Origin of the sequence: Saccharothrix longispora (genome assembly GCF_030852425.1) — a bacterium.
Classification (GTDB): domain Bacteria; phylum Actinomycetota; class Actinomycetes; order Mycobacteriales; family Pseudonocardiaceae; genus Actinosynnema; species Actinosynnema longispora.
Genome location: NZ_NSDM01000012.1, coordinates 234961 through 251943, shown reverse-complemented (window position 1 = coordinate 251943; position 16983 = coordinate 234961). Strand labels below are relative to the sequence as shown.

14 protein-coding genes and 2 tRNA genes are annotated in these 16983 nt (G+C 72.2%); 11 read left to right on the top strand and 5 right to left on the bottom strand.

The features are described from left to right. Positions 1-21: 21 nt before the first annotated feature. Together CKY47_RS26680 and CKY47_RS26675 are read right to left on the bottom strand one after the other, a co-directional pair. Entirely contained in the window at positions 22-1011 is a 990-nt protein-coding gene (locus CKY47_RS26680) for a tetratricopeptide repeat protein (RefSeq protein WP_306748981.1), read from the bottom strand. Between the two features lie 90 nt (positions 1012-1101). Then, the gene (locus CKY47_RS26675) at positions 1102-1713 is read right to left on the bottom strand and encodes an FMN-dependent NADH-azoreductase (RefSeq protein ID WP_306748980.1); all 612 of its coding nucleotides are present in this window, start codon (positions 1711-1713) and stop codon (positions 1102-1104) included. Positions 1714-1816: 103 nt separating this feature from the next. Between CKY47_RS26675 and CKY47_RS26670 the strand changes: the two genes are divergently transcribed. From CKY47_RS26670 to CKY47_RS26645, 6 genes are all read left to right on the top strand, one after another. Continuing rightward, on the top strand, positions 1817-2290 hold the full coding sequence (locus CKY47_RS26670; protein ID WP_306748979.1) for a MarR family winged helix-turn-helix transcriptional regulator: 474 nt from the start codon (positions 1817-1819) through the stop codon (positions 2288-2290). Between the two features lie 234 nt (positions 2291-2524). Further along, complete coding sequence (locus CKY47_RS26665) at positions 2525-2722, top strand: hypothetical protein (protein WP_306748977.1); 198 nt, start codon at positions 2525-2527, stop codon at positions 2720-2722. 129 nt (positions 2723-2851) lie between these two features. Next, complete coding sequence (locus CKY47_RS26660) at positions 2852-4432, top strand: AMP-binding protein (RefSeq protein WP_306748975.1); 1581 nt, start codon at positions 2852-2854, stop codon at positions 4430-4432. Positions 4433-4767: 335 nt separating this feature from the next. Then, positions 4768-4920: a hypothetical protein gene (locus tag CKY47_RS26655; RefSeq protein ID WP_306748974.1), complete on the top strand. Its 153-nt coding sequence runs from the start codon at positions 4768-4770 to the stop codon at positions 4918-4920. Positions 4921-4979: 59 nt separating this feature from the next. Beyond that, positions 4980-5471: a PH domain-containing protein gene (locus tag CKY47_RS26650; RefSeq protein ID WP_306748973.1), complete on the top strand. Its 492-nt coding sequence runs from the start codon at positions 4980-4982 to the stop codon at positions 5469-5471. Then, a complete protein-coding gene (locus CKY47_RS26645; RefSeq protein WP_306748972.1) occupies positions 5468-6997 on the top strand; it encodes a PH domain-containing protein in 1530 nt (509 codons plus the stop codon). The genes CKY47_RS26650 and CKY47_RS26645 overlap by 4 nt, the downstream gene beginning before the upstream one ends. A 4-nt stretch (positions 6998-7001) precedes the next feature. Here CKY47_RS26645 and CKY47_RS26640 read toward each other — a convergent pair whose 3' ends face one another. Next, positions 7002-7976, bottom strand: coding sequence for a GlxA family transcriptional regulator (locus tag CKY47_RS26640; RefSeq protein WP_306748971.1), 975 nt, complete (start codon positions 7974-7976; stop codon positions 7002-7004). 71 nt (positions 7977-8047) lie between these two features. Here CKY47_RS26640 and CKY47_RS26635 point away from each other — a divergent pair, with 71 nt between their 5' ends. From CKY47_RS26635 to CKY47_RS26620, 4 genes are all read left to right on the top strand, one after another. Continuing rightward, entirely contained in the window at positions 8048-9337 is a 1290-nt protein-coding gene (locus CKY47_RS26635) for an MFS transporter (RefSeq protein ID WP_306748970.1), read from the top strand. Positions 9338-9405: 68 nt separating this feature from the next. Then, positions 9406-10017, top strand: coding sequence for an oligoribonuclease (gene orn, locus CKY47_RS26630; protein WP_306748968.1), 612 nt, complete (start codon positions 9406-9408; stop codon positions 10015-10017). Between the two features lie 63 nt (positions 10018-10080). Further along, positions 10081-10156, top strand: a tRNA-His gene (locus tag CKY47_RS26625). A gap of 59 nt (positions 10157-10215) precedes the next feature. Beyond that, on the top strand, positions 10216-11856 hold the full coding sequence (locus CKY47_RS26620; protein WP_306748966.1) for an ABC-F family ATP-binding cassette domain-containing protein: 1641 nt from the start codon (positions 10216-10218) through the stop codon (positions 11854-11856). Positions 11857-11889: 33 nt separating this feature from the next. Here the strand turns inward: CKY47_RS26620 and CKY47_RS26615 are convergent, their stop codons facing one another. Then, a complete protein-coding gene (locus CKY47_RS26615; RefSeq protein ID WP_306748965.1) occupies positions 11890-13044 on the bottom strand; it encodes a L,D-transpeptidase in 1155 nt (384 codons plus the stop codon). A gap of 281 nt (positions 13045-13325) precedes the next feature. On the opposite strand from CKY47_RS26615, the gene CKY47_RS26610 reads away from it, so the two are divergent. Continuing rightward, positions 13326-13398: transfer RNA gene (locus CKY47_RS26610), tRNA-Lys, on the top strand. 476 nt (positions 13399-13874) lie between these two features. On the opposite strand, the gene CKY47_RS26605 is transcribed toward CKY47_RS26610, so the two are convergent. Continuing rightward, the gene (locus tag CKY47_RS26605; protein WP_306748963.1) at positions 13875-16877 is read right to left on the bottom strand and encodes an AfsR/SARP family transcriptional regulator; all 3003 of its coding nucleotides are present in this window, start codon (positions 16875-16877) and stop codon (positions 13875-13877) included. Between the last annotated feature and the right edge of the window lie 106 nt (positions 16878-16983).

Here is a 16983-nt window from a genome sequence, read left to right as displayed (position 1 = left end):
GCGCGAAGTCGTCCGACCGGGTCAGCGCGGGCCGCCCAGCACCACGACGGCCCCGCCGAGCAGCGAGCACAGCCACGCGACGACGAGCGGCTGCACGGTGGTGGCGCCCAGGAACAGCGCCACCGCCCAACCGGCCAGCACGAGGGCGGCCAGCCCGAACAGCACCACCACGACGGCGACGCGTGGCCGGTGCCGGGGCAGTCGGGACAACGCCCGCCGCACGCCTCGGCGCGCCCGCAGCAGCAGTCGGCCCACGACGGCGAGGACCCCGAGCAGCAGCGCGGTGGCGAACCAGGCCAGCAGGGGCGTGGGCCGGGGCGTGCCGGCCAGCAGCAACAGCAGCCCGCCGGCGACCAGCAGCACGGCCAGCCGGGACAGGGCGGGCCACACCAGGGCGTGCGCGGTGCTCAACGCGTCGCCGGATGCCTCGACGGGTTTCCCGCCGCGCTTGCGGCGCACGGTGGCGAGGTTGGCGCGCACGTCGTCGTCGTGCGGGTCGAGCCGCAGGGCGGTGCGGTAGGCGCGTTCGGCGGTGCCCCAGTCGCGCACGCGCAGCGCCGCGTCGCCGAGGACCTGGTGGGGGCGGGCCTCGCCGGGCGCGAGGCGGGCGGCCCGCCGGGCGGCGTCGACCGCCTCGGCGCGCCCGCGCGGGTCGGCGGCCAGCACCTCGGCGAGCACCACGTGGCAGCGCCAGTCGTCGGGCTTGCGGCGCACGCACTCCCGGGCCGCCACGGTCGCCTCGGCGTGGCGGTCGAGTTCGCTCAGCGCCAGCGCGGTGAGCCGCTGCGCCCACGCGTGGTCGCCGTGCAGCACGAGCGCGCGCTTCGCGGCGTCCAGCGCCGGGTCGGGTTCGCCCGCGTCGAGGTGCGCGGCGGCGAGCCGGCACCACGCCTCGGCGTGCCGGGGGTTCGCGGCCAGGGCGGGTCGGAGGACGTCGATCGCCTGCCGGGGCAGGCCGCGGGCGGTGAGCTCGGCGGCGCGGACCACGGCCGCGGCGATCGGCTCGGACATGGGAGCAGTGTGCCGGCGGGGAGAAGTCCCCACGTTCGGGTGACGAGCGGGTGGCGGGAGCCGACTCCCCGGCGGTTCCCGCCACCCGCGTCAGGCGGCGGCCAGCTCGAGCACGGCGCGGTGGGCGTCCTCGCGGGACGCGTCGGCGTGCCCCCGGTGCTCGGCGAACTCCGGCGCGTCGTGCGCCTTGGTCATCTCGGCGTGCACGAACTCCAGGTCGCGGTCCAGGCCGATCATCGAGAAGACCGCCCGCAGGTAGGGCTCCTGGAAGTCGAACGCGTGCAGCGGCGTGCCCGCCGAGTAGCTGCCGCCGCGGGCGGTCACCACGACGACCCGCTTGCCGACCAGGAGGCCTTCACCGGTCCGCTGGTCCACGAACAGCTCGGGCACGATCACCCAGTCCAGCCACGCCTTGAGCGTGGACGGCAGGCCGAAGTTGTACATGGGCGCGCCGATCAGCAGCGTGTCCGCCGCCAGCAGCTCTGCCCGCAGGCGCTCCTCCGCGGAGCGGTCGCCCGACCCCGCGCGGGCGGCGAGCACGGCCGGGTCGACGTGCGGCAGCGGGTCGGCCGCCAGGTCGCGGTAGGTGTAGCCGGCATCCGGGCGCGCGGCCCGCCACGCCCGCGCGAACGCCCCGGTGACCTCGCGGGACACCGATCCCCCGGTGCGCAGGCTCGTGTCGATGTGCAACAGCTCGGACATTGTTCCTCCCAAGAACTTCTCAACCAAGAACTTACGACCACAGTTGTTCCGAGTCAAGAACTTCTCAGTCGGGAACGTCTGACCTGCGGCGTATGATCCCCTCATGCCCGATTCCGTCGCCGAGTCCGCGTGCGCCAAGCGGGCCGACCTCAACTGGCTCCTGCACCGCGCGGCGCAGAAGCTGGGCGCGATCGCCCAGGAGGCGGCGGCCGGGCACGGTGTCACCACGCGCGGGCAGCTCGTGCTCGGCGCCCTGGCCAATGACGACTTCCCACGCACGCAGCTGGCCCTCGGCCAGGCGCTGGCGGTGGACAAGACGACGCTGACCGCGGAGCTGGACCGCCTCGAACGGGCGGGGCTGATCGTGCGCAAGCCGGACCCGCACGACCGGCGCGTGCGCGTGCCCGCCCTCACCGATCGCGGCCGGGCCGTGCAGGCCGAGGTCGCACGCCTCCAGTCCGAGGCCGAGGCCGAGTTCACCGCCGAGCTGGCGCCGGACGAGCTGCCCCTCCTGCGGGGCCTGCTCGAACGCCTGATCGCCTCCGCGCACCGCCCGGACCACGGGTCCTGCCTCTGACCGGGGTTGTCGCCCAGGTCCGACCGCCGCCCGATTGTCACGATCCGCTGAGGGTCCGCTGTTTTTCACCCACCCAGGTGACCTGATCGACGACCTCGTGCGACGCTGTCGGCAGCTCGGCACTGCTGCCCGGGACTTTCCCGTCATGGCACCGATCCGCGTGCGCCTCCCCTTCGCGAGCGCCCGGGTCGACCCGAGCACCCGTGTCGAGCAGTGGGGAGAGGGACCGTGGACATGAGCAAGGAGTGGCAGATCGCGTGCCGCGACATCGCGTCCCGTCGCCGTGACATGACGGTCTTCGTGAGCCAGGGGCACGTGGTGGTGACGGTGCCGCCGGGCGAGGCGGCCGTCCTCACACCGCTGGAGGTCGGCCGCCTGCGCGCCGCCTTGCGCGACGCGGTGGTGAACGCGTCCGGCACGCCCGAGAACTGACCGGATACGCCCCGATTTCACCGCGCACTCTTCCTACTCGCGGGTAGGTAATGTCAGTATCGGGGTCGTGGCTACCTACTTCGTCACCGGCTCGACGGGTTCCACCGGCCTCGACCCGCGGGCCGTCCGGTGAACCGGGCCGCGGGAGCGCTGCGCGCCCTGGTCACGCTGGTGCGCGCCGGGGTGGTGCGGCCGATGGCGCCGGGCCGGTTGCTGGGCGTGCTGGGCGCGTACCTCCGGTGGGACCTGACGATCGCCTTCGGCTACGCCCACGGCGCGGCCCGGCACCCCGACCGGCCCGCGATCGTGGACGACGGCGGCGCGCTGACCTTCGCCGAGGTCGACGAGCGCACCACCCGCCTCGCCCACGGCCTGCGCGACCTCGGCGTGGGCGCGGGCGCGAAGGTCGCGGTGCTGTGCCGCAACCACCGCGGGTTCGTGGAGACCGTGACCGCGTCGGTGAAGCTCGGCGCGCACGTCGTGCTGCTCAACACCGGCCTGAGCGCGGGCCAGGTCGCCACCGTGCTGCGCGAGCAGGACGTGGCCGTCGTCGTCGCCGACACCGAGTTCGGCGACCTGCTGGCCGACGCGCCGCGCGAGGTCCACCGGCTCGTGGCCTGGGTCGAGGGGGCCGCCGGGGGCAGGACCCTGGAGGACCTGATCGCGTCCTCCCCCACGACGCCCCTGCCCAGGCGCCCGCCGCGCGGCCGGATGGTCGTGCTGACCTCCGGCACGACCGGCGCGCCCAAGGGCGCCAGGCGGCCCGAACCGGCCAGCCTCACCCCGGCCGCCGCGCTGCTCTCGCGCATCCCGCTCCGCGCGGGCGACCGGTTCTCCGTGCCCGCGCCGCTGTTCCACACCTGGGGGCTCGCGGCGTTCCAGATCGCGCTCGTGCTGGGCGCGACGCTGGTGCTGCGCCGGAAGTTCGACCCCGCCCTCACCCTCGACGACGCCCGGACGCACCGCAGCGACGCGCTGTTCGCGGTGCCCGTGATGCTCCAGCGGTTCCTGGAGCTGGAGTCGCGGCCCGCGCTGCCGGCGCTGCGGGTGATCGCCTCCAGCGGTTCGGCGCTGCCGCCGCCGGTGGCCCGCCGGTGCCTGGCCGGGTTCGGCCCCGTCCTCTACAACCTCTACGGCTCCACCGAGGTCTCCTGGGTCAGCATCGCCCGGCCCGACGAGCTGGCCCGCCACCCCGACACCGCGGGCCGGCCGCCGCGCGGCACCCGCCTGGAGGTCCTCGACGACGACGGCCGGCCGGTGCCCCCCGGCGTCACGGGTCGCATCTTCGTGGCCAACGACATGCTGTTCGACGGCTACACCAACGGCAGCGGCAAGGAGGTCCGCGACGGACTCATGTCCACCGGCGACCTGGGCCACCGCGACGAGGAGGGCCTGCTGTACGTGGTGGGCCGCGACGACGAGATGATCGTCTCCGGCGGCGAGAACGTGTACCCGCGCGAGGTCGAGGACCTGCTGGCCGCCCTCGACGGGGTGCGCGAGGTCGCCGTCGTGGGCGTGCCGGACGAGCGGTTCGGGCAGCGGCTCGCCGCGTACGTGGTGCGCGAGGAACCCGGCTCGCTCGACGCCGACGCGGTGCGCGACCACGTGCGCGACAACCTGGCGCGGTTCTCCGTCCCGCGCGACGTGGTCTTCCTCGAAGCGCTGCCCCGCAACGCGACCGGGAAGGTGCTGAAGCGCGAACTGGCGTGAGCACCCCGTCCGCGGGGGCGACCCATGACGGTTCCCGTCCGGCGCGGCCGACGCGCCGGAGCGGATCGCGGTCGCCGCACCCGCAGGCCCGCGCGGTCGGCGACGACCGGGTGCGGTGGAGGCCGCCACCCCAGTGGCATTGCCCAGCGGACGACGACGAAAGTGGGTGATGACCGCGATGACCCGGTGTGCCATGCTCCGCTTGGACGTTTCCCCTGCGTTCCCGACGAAGCGGCGGTGGTGCGATGAGGTTCGGACGCGCCGCCGCCGGCGGGTGTCACGTGGCACGGCCCCTCGCCCGTGGCGCACCGCTCCCTATCGAACGGAGTTCGACGATGGTCGTGCCCTCCCTGCGCAAGGTCCTGGCCGCGCTGGCACTCTGCGCCGGCCTCGCGGTCGTCGTCGTCGCGCCCACCGCGTCCGCCTCGGACGCCGCGACGGCCGATGCCTCGAAGGTCTTCCACCCACCCTACTCAGCACAGCCGTGACACCGCTCGAGGCCGGGTTCGCGCACGCGCGGACCCGGCCTTGAGGCACAGTGGACGGCGTGAGCAGCGAAGTCCTGCGCCTGCGTGCGCCGCGGCACCAGGTGAGCCGCAAGTCGATCACCCTCTGGACCCTCCACGCGCTGATCGGCTGGCTGGTGCTGCTGGCGCCCCAGGCGGTCGCGCTGGTGTTCGTCCGGTCGCCGTGGCAGGTCGCCGCCGCGGTCGGGACGCTGGTCCTGGGCGCCGCGCACACCCTGGTGATGCCGCGCTGGCGGTACCGGGTGCACCGCTGGGAGGCCACCCCGGACGCCGTCTACACCCTGGCCGGCTGGCTCAACCAGGAGTGGCGCATCGCCCCGGTGTCCCGCATCCAGACCGTGGACACCAAGCGCGGGCCGCTCCAGCAGCTGCTGGGGCTGTCCACCGTGACGGTCACGACGGCGTCGGCCGCCGGTCCCGTGCACATCGAGGGCCTCGCCCACGACGACGCGGTCCGGTTGGCCGACGAGCTGACCACCACCACGCAGGCGACGCCGGGTGACGCCACGTGACCGCCGACGTGCCGCCGACCGCGCCCGCCGGTCCTCCCGCGCCCGCGGACTTCCCCGCCGCCCCGGCGTACGTGGAGCCCGTCGTCGACTGGCACCGCCTCGACGTGCGGATGCTCATCGTCCGACCGCTCAACGAACTGCTGGGCCTCGTGCCGCTGTTCGTCGGCCTGCTGGTGCTCGGCACCGGTGAGACGTGGCGCATCCTGAGCAGCGTCGGCGTGGTCGTGGCGATCGTGCTGTTCGGCCTGCTGCGCTGGATCACCACCCGGTACCGCATCACCGCCGAGCAGGTGGAACTGCGCACCGGCCTGTTCGTGCGCAAGCGCCTCGCCGTGCCGCGCGACCGCATCCGCACCGTCGACCTGACCGCGAAGCTGGGCCACCGGCTGTTCGGGCTGTCCGCCGTCCGCGTCGGCACCGGGCAGCGCGACCAGCCGGGCGAGGACGGGTTGACGCTCGACGCGGTGTCCTCGGCCGAGGCCGAACGGCTGCGCGTGCTGCTGCTCACCGTCGTGCGCCCGGAAACCCCTGCGGGACAAGGGGAGGAGCGGCCCGGCGTCGTGCTGTCCACGTGGGACACCCGCTGGCTGCGCTACGCCCCGCTGACGCTGTCCGGCCTGGTCGCGGCGGGCGCGCTGTTCGGGTTCGCCATGAACTTCGCGCGGGAGCTGGAAGTCGAGGTCCTCGGCCCGCTGACCGACACCGCGCACTGGGTCGTCGACCAGCCCGTGCTGCTCACCGTCGCGCTCGTCACCGGGGTGGTGGCGCTGATCGCCACCCTCGGCTCGGTGCTCGTGTACGTCGTGCAGTTCTGGGGCTACCGGCTGACCCGCGAGCCCGACGACACCGTGCGCGTCCAACGCGGACTGCTCACCACGCGCTCGGTGTCCGTGGCCGAGCAACGGCTGCGCGGCGTGGAACTCGTGGAACCGCTGCTGCTGCGCGCCGGTCGCGGCGCCCACGCCCGCACCGTCACCACCGGGTTGGGGAGCAAGGGCGAGAGCAACCTGCTGCTGCCCGCCGCGCCGATCGCGGAGGCCCACCGCGTGTCGGCGACCGTGCTGCGGCAGGAGTCGTCGCCGACGCTGGTCCCGTTGCGCCGGCACCCGATCGCCGCCCTGCGCAGGCGGCTCGTGCGCGCCGTCGTGCCGCTGCCGGTGCTCGCCGGCGTGCTCGCCTGGACCGCGCCGGCGTGGACGTGGCAGGCGGCGCTGGCCCTCGTGCCGTTCTCCGCGCTGCTCGGCTGGGACCGCTACCGCTCCCTCGGCCACGCGCTGACCGACCGCTACCTGGTCGTCCGCCAGGGCTCCGCGATCCGCGAAACCGTCGCGCTGCAACGCACCGGCATCATCGGCTGGCGCTTCTCCCGCTCGTTCTTCCAGCGCCGCGCGAACCTGCTCACCGTCTCGGCCACCACCGCGGCGGGTGACGGCGCGTACCACGCGGTCGACATCGGGGAGGCCGACGGCCTGGCCCTGGCCGACGCCGCCGTGCCCGACCTGCTGCGCCCCTTCCTGGAGCGGTGAGGCGCTAGCCGGCCGAGCGGAACGTGGTGCGGTAGACGCTCGGCGGCACGCCCAGCACCGCCGTCATCTGCTGGCGCAGCGCCGCGCCCGTGCCGAACCCGGCGTGCCGCGCCACCTGGTCGACCGCCAGGTCCGTGGTCTCCAGCAGGTGACGGGCCCGCTCCACGCGCTGCTGGGTGATCCACTTGCCGGGGCTCGCGCCGGTCTCCTCGCGGAACCGGCGGGTGAAGGTGCGCACGCTCATCCGCGACCGGTCGGCCAGCGAACGCAGGTCGAGCGGTTCGGCGAGGTGCTCCAGCGCCCACGCGCGGGCCGCCGCGGTGGAGGTGTCGGCGACCTCCGGGACCGGGCGCACGATGTACTGGGACTGGCCGCCCGGCCGCCACGGCGGGACGACGCAGCGACGGGCCGCCATGTTCGCGACCTCGCTGCCGTGGTCGTTGCGGACCAGGTGCAGGCACAGGTCGACGCCGGCGCCGACACCCGCGGAGGTGAGCACCTCGCCCCCGTCGACGAACAGCACGTCCGGGTCGAGGTCGACGTGCGGGAACAGCTCCCGGAACTTGTCGGCGTGCGCCCAGTGCGTGGTGGCCCGCCTGCCGTCCAGCAGACCGGCGGCGGCGAGCACGAACGCGCCCGTGCAGACGGACACCGCCCGCGCGCCCCGGTCGGCTGCGGCGCGCAGGGCGTCGCGCACCTCCGGCTCGACCGTGCCGTCCGCGAGGACCCGCGAGCCGTGGCCGACACCGGAGACGACCACCGTGTCCGCCTCGGCGAGCAGCTCCAGGCCGTAATCCGGGGTGATCGTGAACCCGGCCGAGCTGCGCACCGGCGCACTGCCCGGCGTGCACACCCGCACGTCGTACAGCCGCCGCCCGTCCTCGTCGCGCGCGGCGCTGAAGACCTGCGTCGGCGTGCCCAGGTCGAACCCGACGACGTGGTCCAGGGCGAGCACGGCGACCAGGTGGCGACGCTCCATGGCCCGATTCTTGCACATGATGGCCATCAGGCCACTTCCGTCGACCGACCCGGTCGCGCACCCTTCTCGGCGTGAGCCTTCCGGGTGGTGTCCGCAGCAAGCAGAACCTGGCGTGGGTCGTCGCGGGTGTCGCGTTCGTCGCGCTCGTCGGCGCGGCGGCGTTCCGCGCCACACCGGGCGCGTTGATCCAGCCGCTCCGGGAGGAGTTCGGCTGGTCCACCGGCACCATCGGCCTCGCCGTGTCGGTCAACCTGCTCCTCTTCGGCCTGACCGCGCCGTTCGCCGCCGCCCTGATGGAGCGCTTCGGCGTCCGCCGCGTCGTGGCGTCCGCGCTGGCGCTCGTCGCCGTGGGCAGCGGCCTGACCGTGTTCATGACCACCGCGTGGCAGCTGGTGCTGTTCTGGGGCGTGCTGGTGGGGCTCGGCACCGGCTCGATGGCGCTGGCGTTCGTCGCGACCGTCACCGGCCGCTGGTTCGTCAAGCACCGCGGGCTGGTCACCGGCGTCCTCACCGCGGGCGGCGCGACGGGCCAGCTCGTGTTCCTGCCCGTCGTGGCCACCCTGTCCGAGTCGTCCGGCTGGCGCACGGCGTCCCTGGTGGTGTCCGCGGCGGCCCTCGCGGTGGTGCCGCTGGTGCTGCTGCTCCTGCGCGAGCACCCCGCCGACGTCGGCATCCCGCCCTACGGCGGCACCGAGGTCGTGCCCGTCCCGGCGACCGGGCCCGGCGCCGCCCGCCGCGCGATCGGCGCGCTGACCTCCGCCGCGCGCACCGGCCCGTTCTGGTTCCTCGCCGCCGGGTTCGCGATCTGCGGCGCCACCACCAACGGCCTGGTCGGCACCCACTTCATCCCCGCCGCGCACGACCACGGCATGCCCACCACCACGGCCGCGGGCCTGCTCGCGCTCGTCGGCGTGTTCGACATCGCCGGCACCGTGCTGTCCGGCTGGCTCACCGACCGCGTCGACAGCCGCGTCCTGCTGGCCGTGTACTACGCCCTGCGCGGCGCGTCGCTCCTCGTGCTGCCGCAGCTGTTCCACGACTCGGTGCACCCGTCGATGCTCGTGTTCATCATCTTCTACGGACTCGACTGGGTGGCCACCGTGCCGCCGACCGTGGCCCTGTGCCGCGAGGTGTTCGGCCTGTCCGCGCCCGTCGTGTTCGGCTGGGTGTTCGCCTCGCACCAGATCGGCGCCGCGTTCGCCGCCACCGCCGCGGGCCTCACCCGCGACCACCTCGGCGACTACGCCCCCGCCTGGTACGTGGCGGGGGCGCTCAGCATCGGCGCCGCGTTCCTGTCGATGAAGGTGCGCGGCCGGCGGCCGGAACCGGCGACGCCCGACACCGACCCGGTGCGGGCGTGACCGGATCGGCAGCGGCCTCCGGCGGGAGGGACGCGGACCCGCGCCACCAGGCGACTAGGCTCGCGCGGGTGATGGATCGACTGGTGTGGATCGACTGCGAGATGACCGGCCTCGACCTCGGCAAGGACGCGCTGATCGAGATCGCGGCGCTGGTGACCGACGCCGAGCTGAACGTGCTCGGCGAAGGGGTCGACGTGGTCATCCACGCCGACGACACCGCGCTCGACTCGATGCCGGACGTCGTCGTGCAGATGCACGCCAAGTCGGGCCTCACCGAGGAGGTGCGGCGGTCCACCGTGTCGCTCGCCGAGGCCGAGGCCCTGGTGCTCGCCTACGTCAAGGAGTGGGTGCCCGACCCGCGCACCGCGCCGCTGGCCGGCAACTCGATCGCCACCGACCGCGGCTTCATCGCCCGCGACATGCCGGAGCTGGACGCCCACCTGCACTACCGGATGGTCGACGTGTCGTCCATCAAGGAGCTGTGCCGGCGCTGGTACCCGCGCATCTACTACGCGCAGCCGGGCAAGGGCCTCGCGCACCGGGCGCTCGCCGACATCCGGGAGTCCATCCGGGAGCTGGCGTACTACCGGCGCACCGCGTTCGTGCCGCAGCCGGGGCCGACCTCGGAGCAGGCACAGGCCGTGGCCAGCGAACTCCTGGCCGCCGACGGGGTGGAGTAGGGCCGATTTCGAACTCGGTGGGAGGGCACTGTATGCTTCTCCCCGCCGGGTCAACCGGTCTTGGTGGGTGTAGCTCAGCTGGCAGAGCACTGGGTTGTGATCCCAGGTGTCGCGGGTTCAAGTCCCGTCACTCACCCCAAGCGGAACGCCCTCCGACACCACGTCGGGGGGCGTCTTCTTTTGCCCAGGGGAGTTGTTGTGAGCGCCACGCTCGTCGCGAAGGACCTGGCCGCGGGGCACGGTGACCGCGTGCTGTTCTCCGGGTTGGACCTCGTGGTCGCGCCCGGCGACGTGATCGGGCTCGTCGGGGCCAACGGCGCGGGCAAGTCCACCCTCCTGCGCACCCTCGCCGGCCTGCTGCCCGCCGAACAGGGCACCGTCCGCCTCTCCCCCGCCACGGCCACCGTCGGCCACCTGCCGCAGGAGCCGGACCGGCGCCCCGGCGAGACGGTCCGCGGGTTCCTGGCGCGGCGCACGGGCGTCGCCGACGCGCAGGCCGCCCTCGACCGGGCCACCGAGCTGCTCACGGCGGGCGAGGACCACGACGACAGCTACTCCGGCGCGCTGGAGCGGTGGCTGGCCCTCGGCGGCGCGGACCTGGACGAGCGCGCCGAGGAGGTCGCCGCGTCGCTCGGGTTCGGCGTGTCGCTCGACCAACCCATGACGGCCCTCTCCGGCGGTCAGGCGGCCCGCGCGGGCATGGCGTCGCTGCTGCTCAGCCGGTACGACGTGTTCCTGCTCGACGAGCCGACCAACGACCTGGACCTCGACGGGCTGGCCAGGCTGGAGGCGTTCGTCACCGGGCTGCGGGCGGGCACCGTGCTGGTGTCGCACGACCGGGAGTTCCTGGCGCGCACCGTCACCCGGGTGGTGGAGCTGGACCTGGCGCAGCAGCAGGTGCGGACCTACGGCGGCGGGTACGAGTCGTACCTGGAGGAGCGCGAGGTGGCCCGCCGGCACGCCCGCGAGGACTACGAGGAGTACGCCGACACCCGGTCGGCCCTGGAGGCCCGCGCCCGGTCCCAGCGGGCGTGGATGGAGAAGGGCGTCAAGAACGCCCGCCGCAAGGCCCCCGACAACGACAAGGTCGGCCGCAAGTTCCGCACCGAGGCCACCGAGAAGCAGGCGTCGAAGGCCCGGCAGACCGAGCGGCTGATCGAGCGGCTGGACGTCGTGGAGGAGCCGCGCAAGGAGTGGGAGCTGCGGATGGAGATCGCCGCCGCGCCCCGGTCCGGCTCGGTGGTGGCGGTGCTGCGGTCGGCCGTGGTGACCCGCGGCGACTTCACCCTCGGCCCGGTCGACCTCCAGGTGGACTGGGCGGACCGCGTGGCCATCACCGGCGCGAACGGCGCGGGCAAGTCCACCCTGCTGGGCGCCCTGCTCGGCCGGGTGCCGGTGACGTCCGGTTCGGCGTCGCTGGGCTCCGGGGTGGTCGTGGGCGAGGTCGACCAGGCGCGCGGGCTGTTCCTGGGGCCGGAGGCGCTGCTGGACGCGTTCGGCGCGGCCGTGCCCGACCTCGTGCCCGCCGACGTGCGCACGCTGCTGGCGAAGTTCGGGTTGAAGGCGGCGCACGTGCTGCGGCCCGCCGCGTCGCTGTCGCCGGGTGAGCGCACCCGTGCCGCGCTGGCGCTGCTCCAGGCGCGGGGCGTGAACCTGCTCGTGCTGGACGAGCCGACGAACCACCTCGACCTGCCCGCGATCGAACAGCTCGAAGCGGCCCTGGAGTCCTACACCGGGACGCTGCTGCTGGTCACCCACGACCGGCGGATGCTGACCGCGGTGCGCACGACCCGCCGCCTGGAGGTGGCGGCGGGTCGTGTCACGGACCTGGTGCTGTAGCGGTCCTGCCGTTCCGGCGGTTCCGCGGTGCCCCTAGCGGTTCCCCTTGACCCACTGGTCCCACGGGATCTGCCAGTCGCCGAACCCGTCCCAGGGCTGCAGCGGCGGCCCGCCGCTGTTGGTGACGATCACCACGTCGCCCTGCTTCGAGTTGTCGAACACCCACTTGGCGTTCTCCGGCGACAGGTTCAGGCAGCCGTGGCTGACGTTGCGGTGCCCCTGGTCGCCCACCGACCACGGCGCGCCGTGGAAGAAGATGCCGCTGTTCGACATCCGGAACGCCCAGTCGACCGGCGTCACGTAACCGCCCGCCTCCAGCGACAGGCCGTACGTGCGGGAGTCCATGACCATGTGGGCGTGCTTCTCCGTCAGCACGTAGGTGCCGGTGGGCGTCGGGTTCTGGGCGTCGCCCATCGAGGTGGGCATGGTGCGCACGACCTGGCCGTTGACCTTGGTGACGACCTGGTGCGTCGCGCCGTCGGCCTCGTGCACCACGGCGTCGCCGATGGTCGTGGTGACGACCCGGTCCTCCTCGCCGTACACGCCGTTGCCGACGTGCTTGCCGTAGATCTCGGCGTTGATGGTCACCTTGGTGCCGGGCGTCCAGTAGTTCTGCGGGCGCCAGTGCACGGTCTTCTCGTCGAACCAGTAGAAGGCGCCCTCGACCTCGGGCTCCGTGGTGATGGAGATCATCGCCTCGGCGGCCGGCTTGTCCGCGATCGGCTCGTCGAAGTAGAACGCGAGCGGCTGGCCGACGCCGACCGTGGTGCCGTCGAGCGGGTTGATCGACAGGTAGGTCAGCGTGCGCGGCTTGACCGTGGTGAACGTCGAGGTCTTGGTGACCGTCGCCCCGTCGGCCCCCTGACCGGTCACCGCGAGGGTGTAGGTCTTCTGGTACCCCAGCGGCTCGGTGTTGGTCCACTGCAGACCGTCCGGGCTCACCTGCCCGGCGACCGCCACGCCCTCCGGGTTGGTCAGCGACACCGAGGTGATCTTCCCGTCGGCGGCCGTGGCGACGACCGGCTGCCCGGGCGGCACGTCCACCGCCGCGTCCGCGGGCCCGGTGCTCAGCGACACGGGCTTGGGTGGTGGAGCGGACGACGTCGACGTCCCGGACGGCTCCCCGCCCGCCCCCGTGCTCGCCTCCCCCGACGAACAAGCAGTGATCATCGTCACGACCAGACCCATCGCGACGATCCCCAGCGCTGCACGCGCCCCCCGGCTACGAGCCATCCCACGTCCTCCGCTCAAGTCCTCGGAACACCGGTACTGCCTGCACACGAGTGCTTCGGTATCCCCTGACAAGGTGACGCCCGGGGGGTTGACGATGTTGCCCGTGATACTGGATCGTTACCAAGGCGAAGTTCCCCCTGGACGAAGGCGGGCACACCCGCCCTGACCAGGCGATTGGGAGCTGCGAGAGATGCTGTGCTAATGTTCTCCACGTCGGACGGAGCAACAAGGTCCGAGCGCCGCTAGCTCAACTGGCAGAGCAGCTGACTCTTAATCAGCGGGTTCGGGGTTCGAGTCCCTGGCGGCGCACAACACAGCGAAGAGGGCCACCATTCCGGTGGCCCTCTTCGCGTTTCGAGGCGCAGCCGAAGTCTTGCGCGTGGTGGGCAGGTAGGCCTGCCCACCAGTCGCCGTCAGAGCACGGACATAATCCCGTTGATCATGGAGGGCCAAGGCCGGTAGACCACGGCTTGGCGCTCGATCCCTGACGTAGCGGCGATTCCAGAAGCGACGACGGTCGCAGGAGCGGCTCTGCCCACCAACCCGGCTTCGGCAGCGGCGACACCCGTTCCGGGCCCGAGCGGCGAGAACATGAGACCGGCGGCCAAACAGACCCCGGAAACAGCCCGAAAGGATGAATCTTTAAACATGCGCGGGAGCATAGCCGCACCATTGCGCTCTCAGCCCTCCAGGGTCCCCCGTAGCGGGCACGCCACAGCCCGACTCCTACTCACACGAGCAGCAAGCCGAAAACGCAGCATAATTTTACTTCGGTCGTCAATTAATCATTCACGAACGAGTTGAACTCGTCCGTGCGAGTGACGCTCTGCAACCTCCCTCGAGGGTGCGGTGGTCAAATCAGGCGCACGAGGAACCGGAATGGCGTTGCGGACAACTTCCAGACTTTCCAAGTGCTCACGCAGGACGCGGACCTCCACCTCCGCCACCTCGTCCAGCACCTCCGTCTCCGCCACCTCGTCCAGCACCTCCGTCGCCCGAACCCACAACTCCGAGGCTTCGTCGAGTCGGCCCGTGGCTACGAGCGCGTGACCCCAGACGTGCAGCGCCCGGCCGTGGTGCTCGCGCGCACCCAAGGCGGCGCATAACGACACCGCCTTCGCGGCGTGACCGATGGCGTCGGAGAACCGCCCCAGGTCGTACTCGACCTCGGCGACCGCCGTCAGCGCCTCTCCGGTCCGCGCCTGGTCGCCGCTGAGCGGCAATACCGCGAATGCTTCCCGCAGGCGCTCGAGCGCTTCTTCGTGCTCAGCTTTGAAATGGTGGAACCTGCCCAACTCGGTAAGGGTGATCGCCTGGCCGCGGACATCCCCTATAGCGCGTCGAATTTCAAGGGCTCCGTAGTGGTGAGCCATGGCCAGGTCGTCCTGCTCCATTTTCCGGTACGCATTGGCCAACTGGTCCATCGCGTATGCCTCGACATTTCGGTAACCTGATTCCCTTGCCGAGTCGAGCACCTCCCGGTAGAGTTTCACCGCCGTCGCCGTATCCCCCAATGCCAAGTGCACCGCAGCAGCGTTGTGCAGGCATATGGCATATATCTCGGACAAACCTGCTTCCTGCGCGATCCGCAGTGCCGTCGAGAAGTGGTCACGGGCTTGCGCGATCCGCCCCAGCCGGTACTGGGTCATCCCGAGGTCGTTGTGCGTGCCGCTCAAAGCCTGGGGATTCTTCAGGAAGGCGGCGGATTCCAATGCGGCCTGGAGGCTGACGAGGAGGTCTTCGTACTGACCGGACCTGTCGTACGCCTCGTAGAAGTTCGCGGCCAGTCTCCAGGCGTGCTCGTGGAACCCCCGGCTCACCGCCTGCGGCACGGTGGCGACGAGGTTGGCCCGCTCCCGGGTCAGCCAGTCCAGCGCATCGGCGCGGTCGGTCAGGTCCGCGGCCGCCGCGGACATGCCCGACAGCCGTGGCACGGGGGACGCTTGCGGGTCGAGCAGGCGGGCGGCGAGGGCCGATGACGCGAGGTACCAGTCCAGGAGGCGGGTTGTCGCATGCCGGCGGGACACCACGGGTTCCTCGCTGCGGACCCGCCTCATCGCATAGCTGTGGAGCACGTCGTGAAGGCGGAACCTGCGGGCGTTCACCGCTTCCAAGAGGTTGGCCCGCACCAGCGTGTTGAGGTGCCCCACCACGACGTCGACGGGCTCGTCGAGCAGCGCCGCCGCGGCGTCGACGCTGAACTCCGCCGTGGCGTTCAGGCCGAGCAGGCGGAACATGCGGGCGGTGGCTTCCGGCAGGTCGCGGAAAGACCAGGAGAAGGCGGTGTGCAGCGTGACGCTCTCATCGTCGTCCTGGGGACCGGCCCCCAGGACACCCAGACCGTCGTGGCGGCGGAAGTCGTCGACGAGTTCCGCGACCGGGACACCGGGTCGGTGCGCGATGTGCTGCGCGACGATCTGGAGGGCCAGGGGCAGGCCGGCGAGCATCCAGGCCAGCTCGTGCAACGCGTCGAGGTCCCGCGCCGACCTCGCGTGGCCTATCTCGTCGTGCAGCAGGCGGATCGAGTCCCCGGGCTGGAGCGGGGGCACCCGGATCAGGTCCGCTTGGTCGCGCACGCGCAGGCCGACCAGTCGCTTCCGGCTGGTGATGATCGTGAAGCAGTCCGCGACGGCCTCTACGACCGGTCGCACCTGTGCCACGTCCTGGGCGTCGTCGAGCAGGATCAGCATGCGTCGGGTGCCGAGTGCCCGACGCAACTCCTCCTGCCGCTCCTCGCTGGACGCCGGGACGCGCTCGGCACCCAGCGACCTCAACAGCGACGCCAGCGCGTCGTCGGGGGCGAGAGGGGTTCCCGCGCCTCGACCGCGCAGCACGAGGTGGAGGTTCCCGTCCGGGAAGCGGTGCGCGTGGCGGTGCGCCCATTGGAGCGCGAGTTCGCTCTTGCCGACGCCGGGCATGCCGTCCAGCGCGACCACCTGGCCGCGGCCACCCCCCTCCAGTCGCGAGTCGAGGTAGGCGAGCAGGTCGTCCCGGCCGATGAAGTTCTTGGCACGGCGGCGAAGTTGGCGCGGCGGCGCGGCCGTGCTCGCCTGCTCGCGCATGATCGCCCGGTAGATGCCGGTCAGCTCGGGGCCTGGTTCGGTGCCGACGTGCTCGGCCAAGCGCTGTCGGAAGTCCGCGTAGAAGTCGACCGCTGTCGCATACCGGCCCAACGCCTTGAGCGAGCGCATGTACAACCCGGCGGAGTGCTCGTTCGGCTGCGCCTCCGTGGCCAGGCGCCCGGCCCGGGCGACCACCTCCCAGTGTTCGCCCAGCTGGAAGAGGCTCTCCAACAGGACGTACTTCGCGGGCCGGAGTTCGAAGTGCTCCATCTGCTCGCGGCAGTGATCGGCCCAGTTTCCCTGAAGTTCGTGCAGCGGGCGATCATCCCACAAGGCCAGCGCTTCCCCCAGCAATGTGCGCACGGCCGCGTGATCACCTCGACCGACTGCCACGCGTGCTTGCTCCGCCAATTTGCGGAAACGATGGAAGTCGATCATTTCCGGAGATTCGAGGATCAAACGATAGGCATCACCACCCTTGTCCACCCGACCGCCACAAGATTCGCGCAGAATAGTGCGCAACCTGCTGATGATCGGTTGCACGTTGCGTTTCACCTGCTCTGCGGCACTATCCGGCCACAGCACCTGGGCCATGAGTGCAACTTGCACCGACCCCGGGAAGGCGTACAACAACATCGCCAGCACTCCACGCTGCTTGGCCGACCCGAGGTCGCGCTCATTCCCGTCGATGTGTAATCGCGTCCTGCCGATGATCTTGAACTCCACCAGCGCCACCTTTCGCTGGCCAACGTGCCCGGGAACACAGTGTGCTTCATCTCGGGGTACGTTCGCAGGCCTCTTTACTGGTATTCGTCCGAATTGAGGACCCGAC

Bases quoted from the DNA above. Each gene is read 5' to 3' on its own strand.
- CKY47_RS26670 (WP_306748979.1), top strand. From the start codon at position 1,817: ATGCCCGATTCCGTCGCCGAGTCCGCGTGCGCCAAGCGGGCCGACCTC.
- CKY47_RS26675 (WP_306748980.1), bottom strand. From the start codon at position 1,713: ATGTCCGAGCTGTTGCACATCGACACGAGCCTGCGCACCGGGGGATCG.
- CKY47_RS26680 (WP_306748981.1), bottom strand. From the start codon at position 1,011: ATGTCCGAGCCGATCGCCGCGGCCGTGGTCCGCGCCGCCGAGCTCACC.
- CKY47_RS26640 (WP_306748971.1), bottom strand. From the start codon at position 7,976: ATGGAGCGTCGCCACCTGGTCGCCGTGCTCGCCCTGGACCACGTCGTC.
- CKY47_RS26655 (WP_306748974.1), top strand. From the start codon at position 4,768: ATGGTCGTGCCCTCCCTGCGCAAGGTCCTGGCCGCGCTGGCACTCTGC.
- CKY47_RS26615 (WP_306748965.1), bottom strand. From the start codon at position 13,044: ATGGGTCTGGTCGTGACGATGATCACTGCTTGTTCGTCGGGGGAGGCG.
- CKY47_RS26665 (WP_306748977.1), top strand. From the start codon at position 2,525: ATGAGCAAGGAGTGGCAGATCGCGTGCCGCGACATCGCGTCCCGTCGC.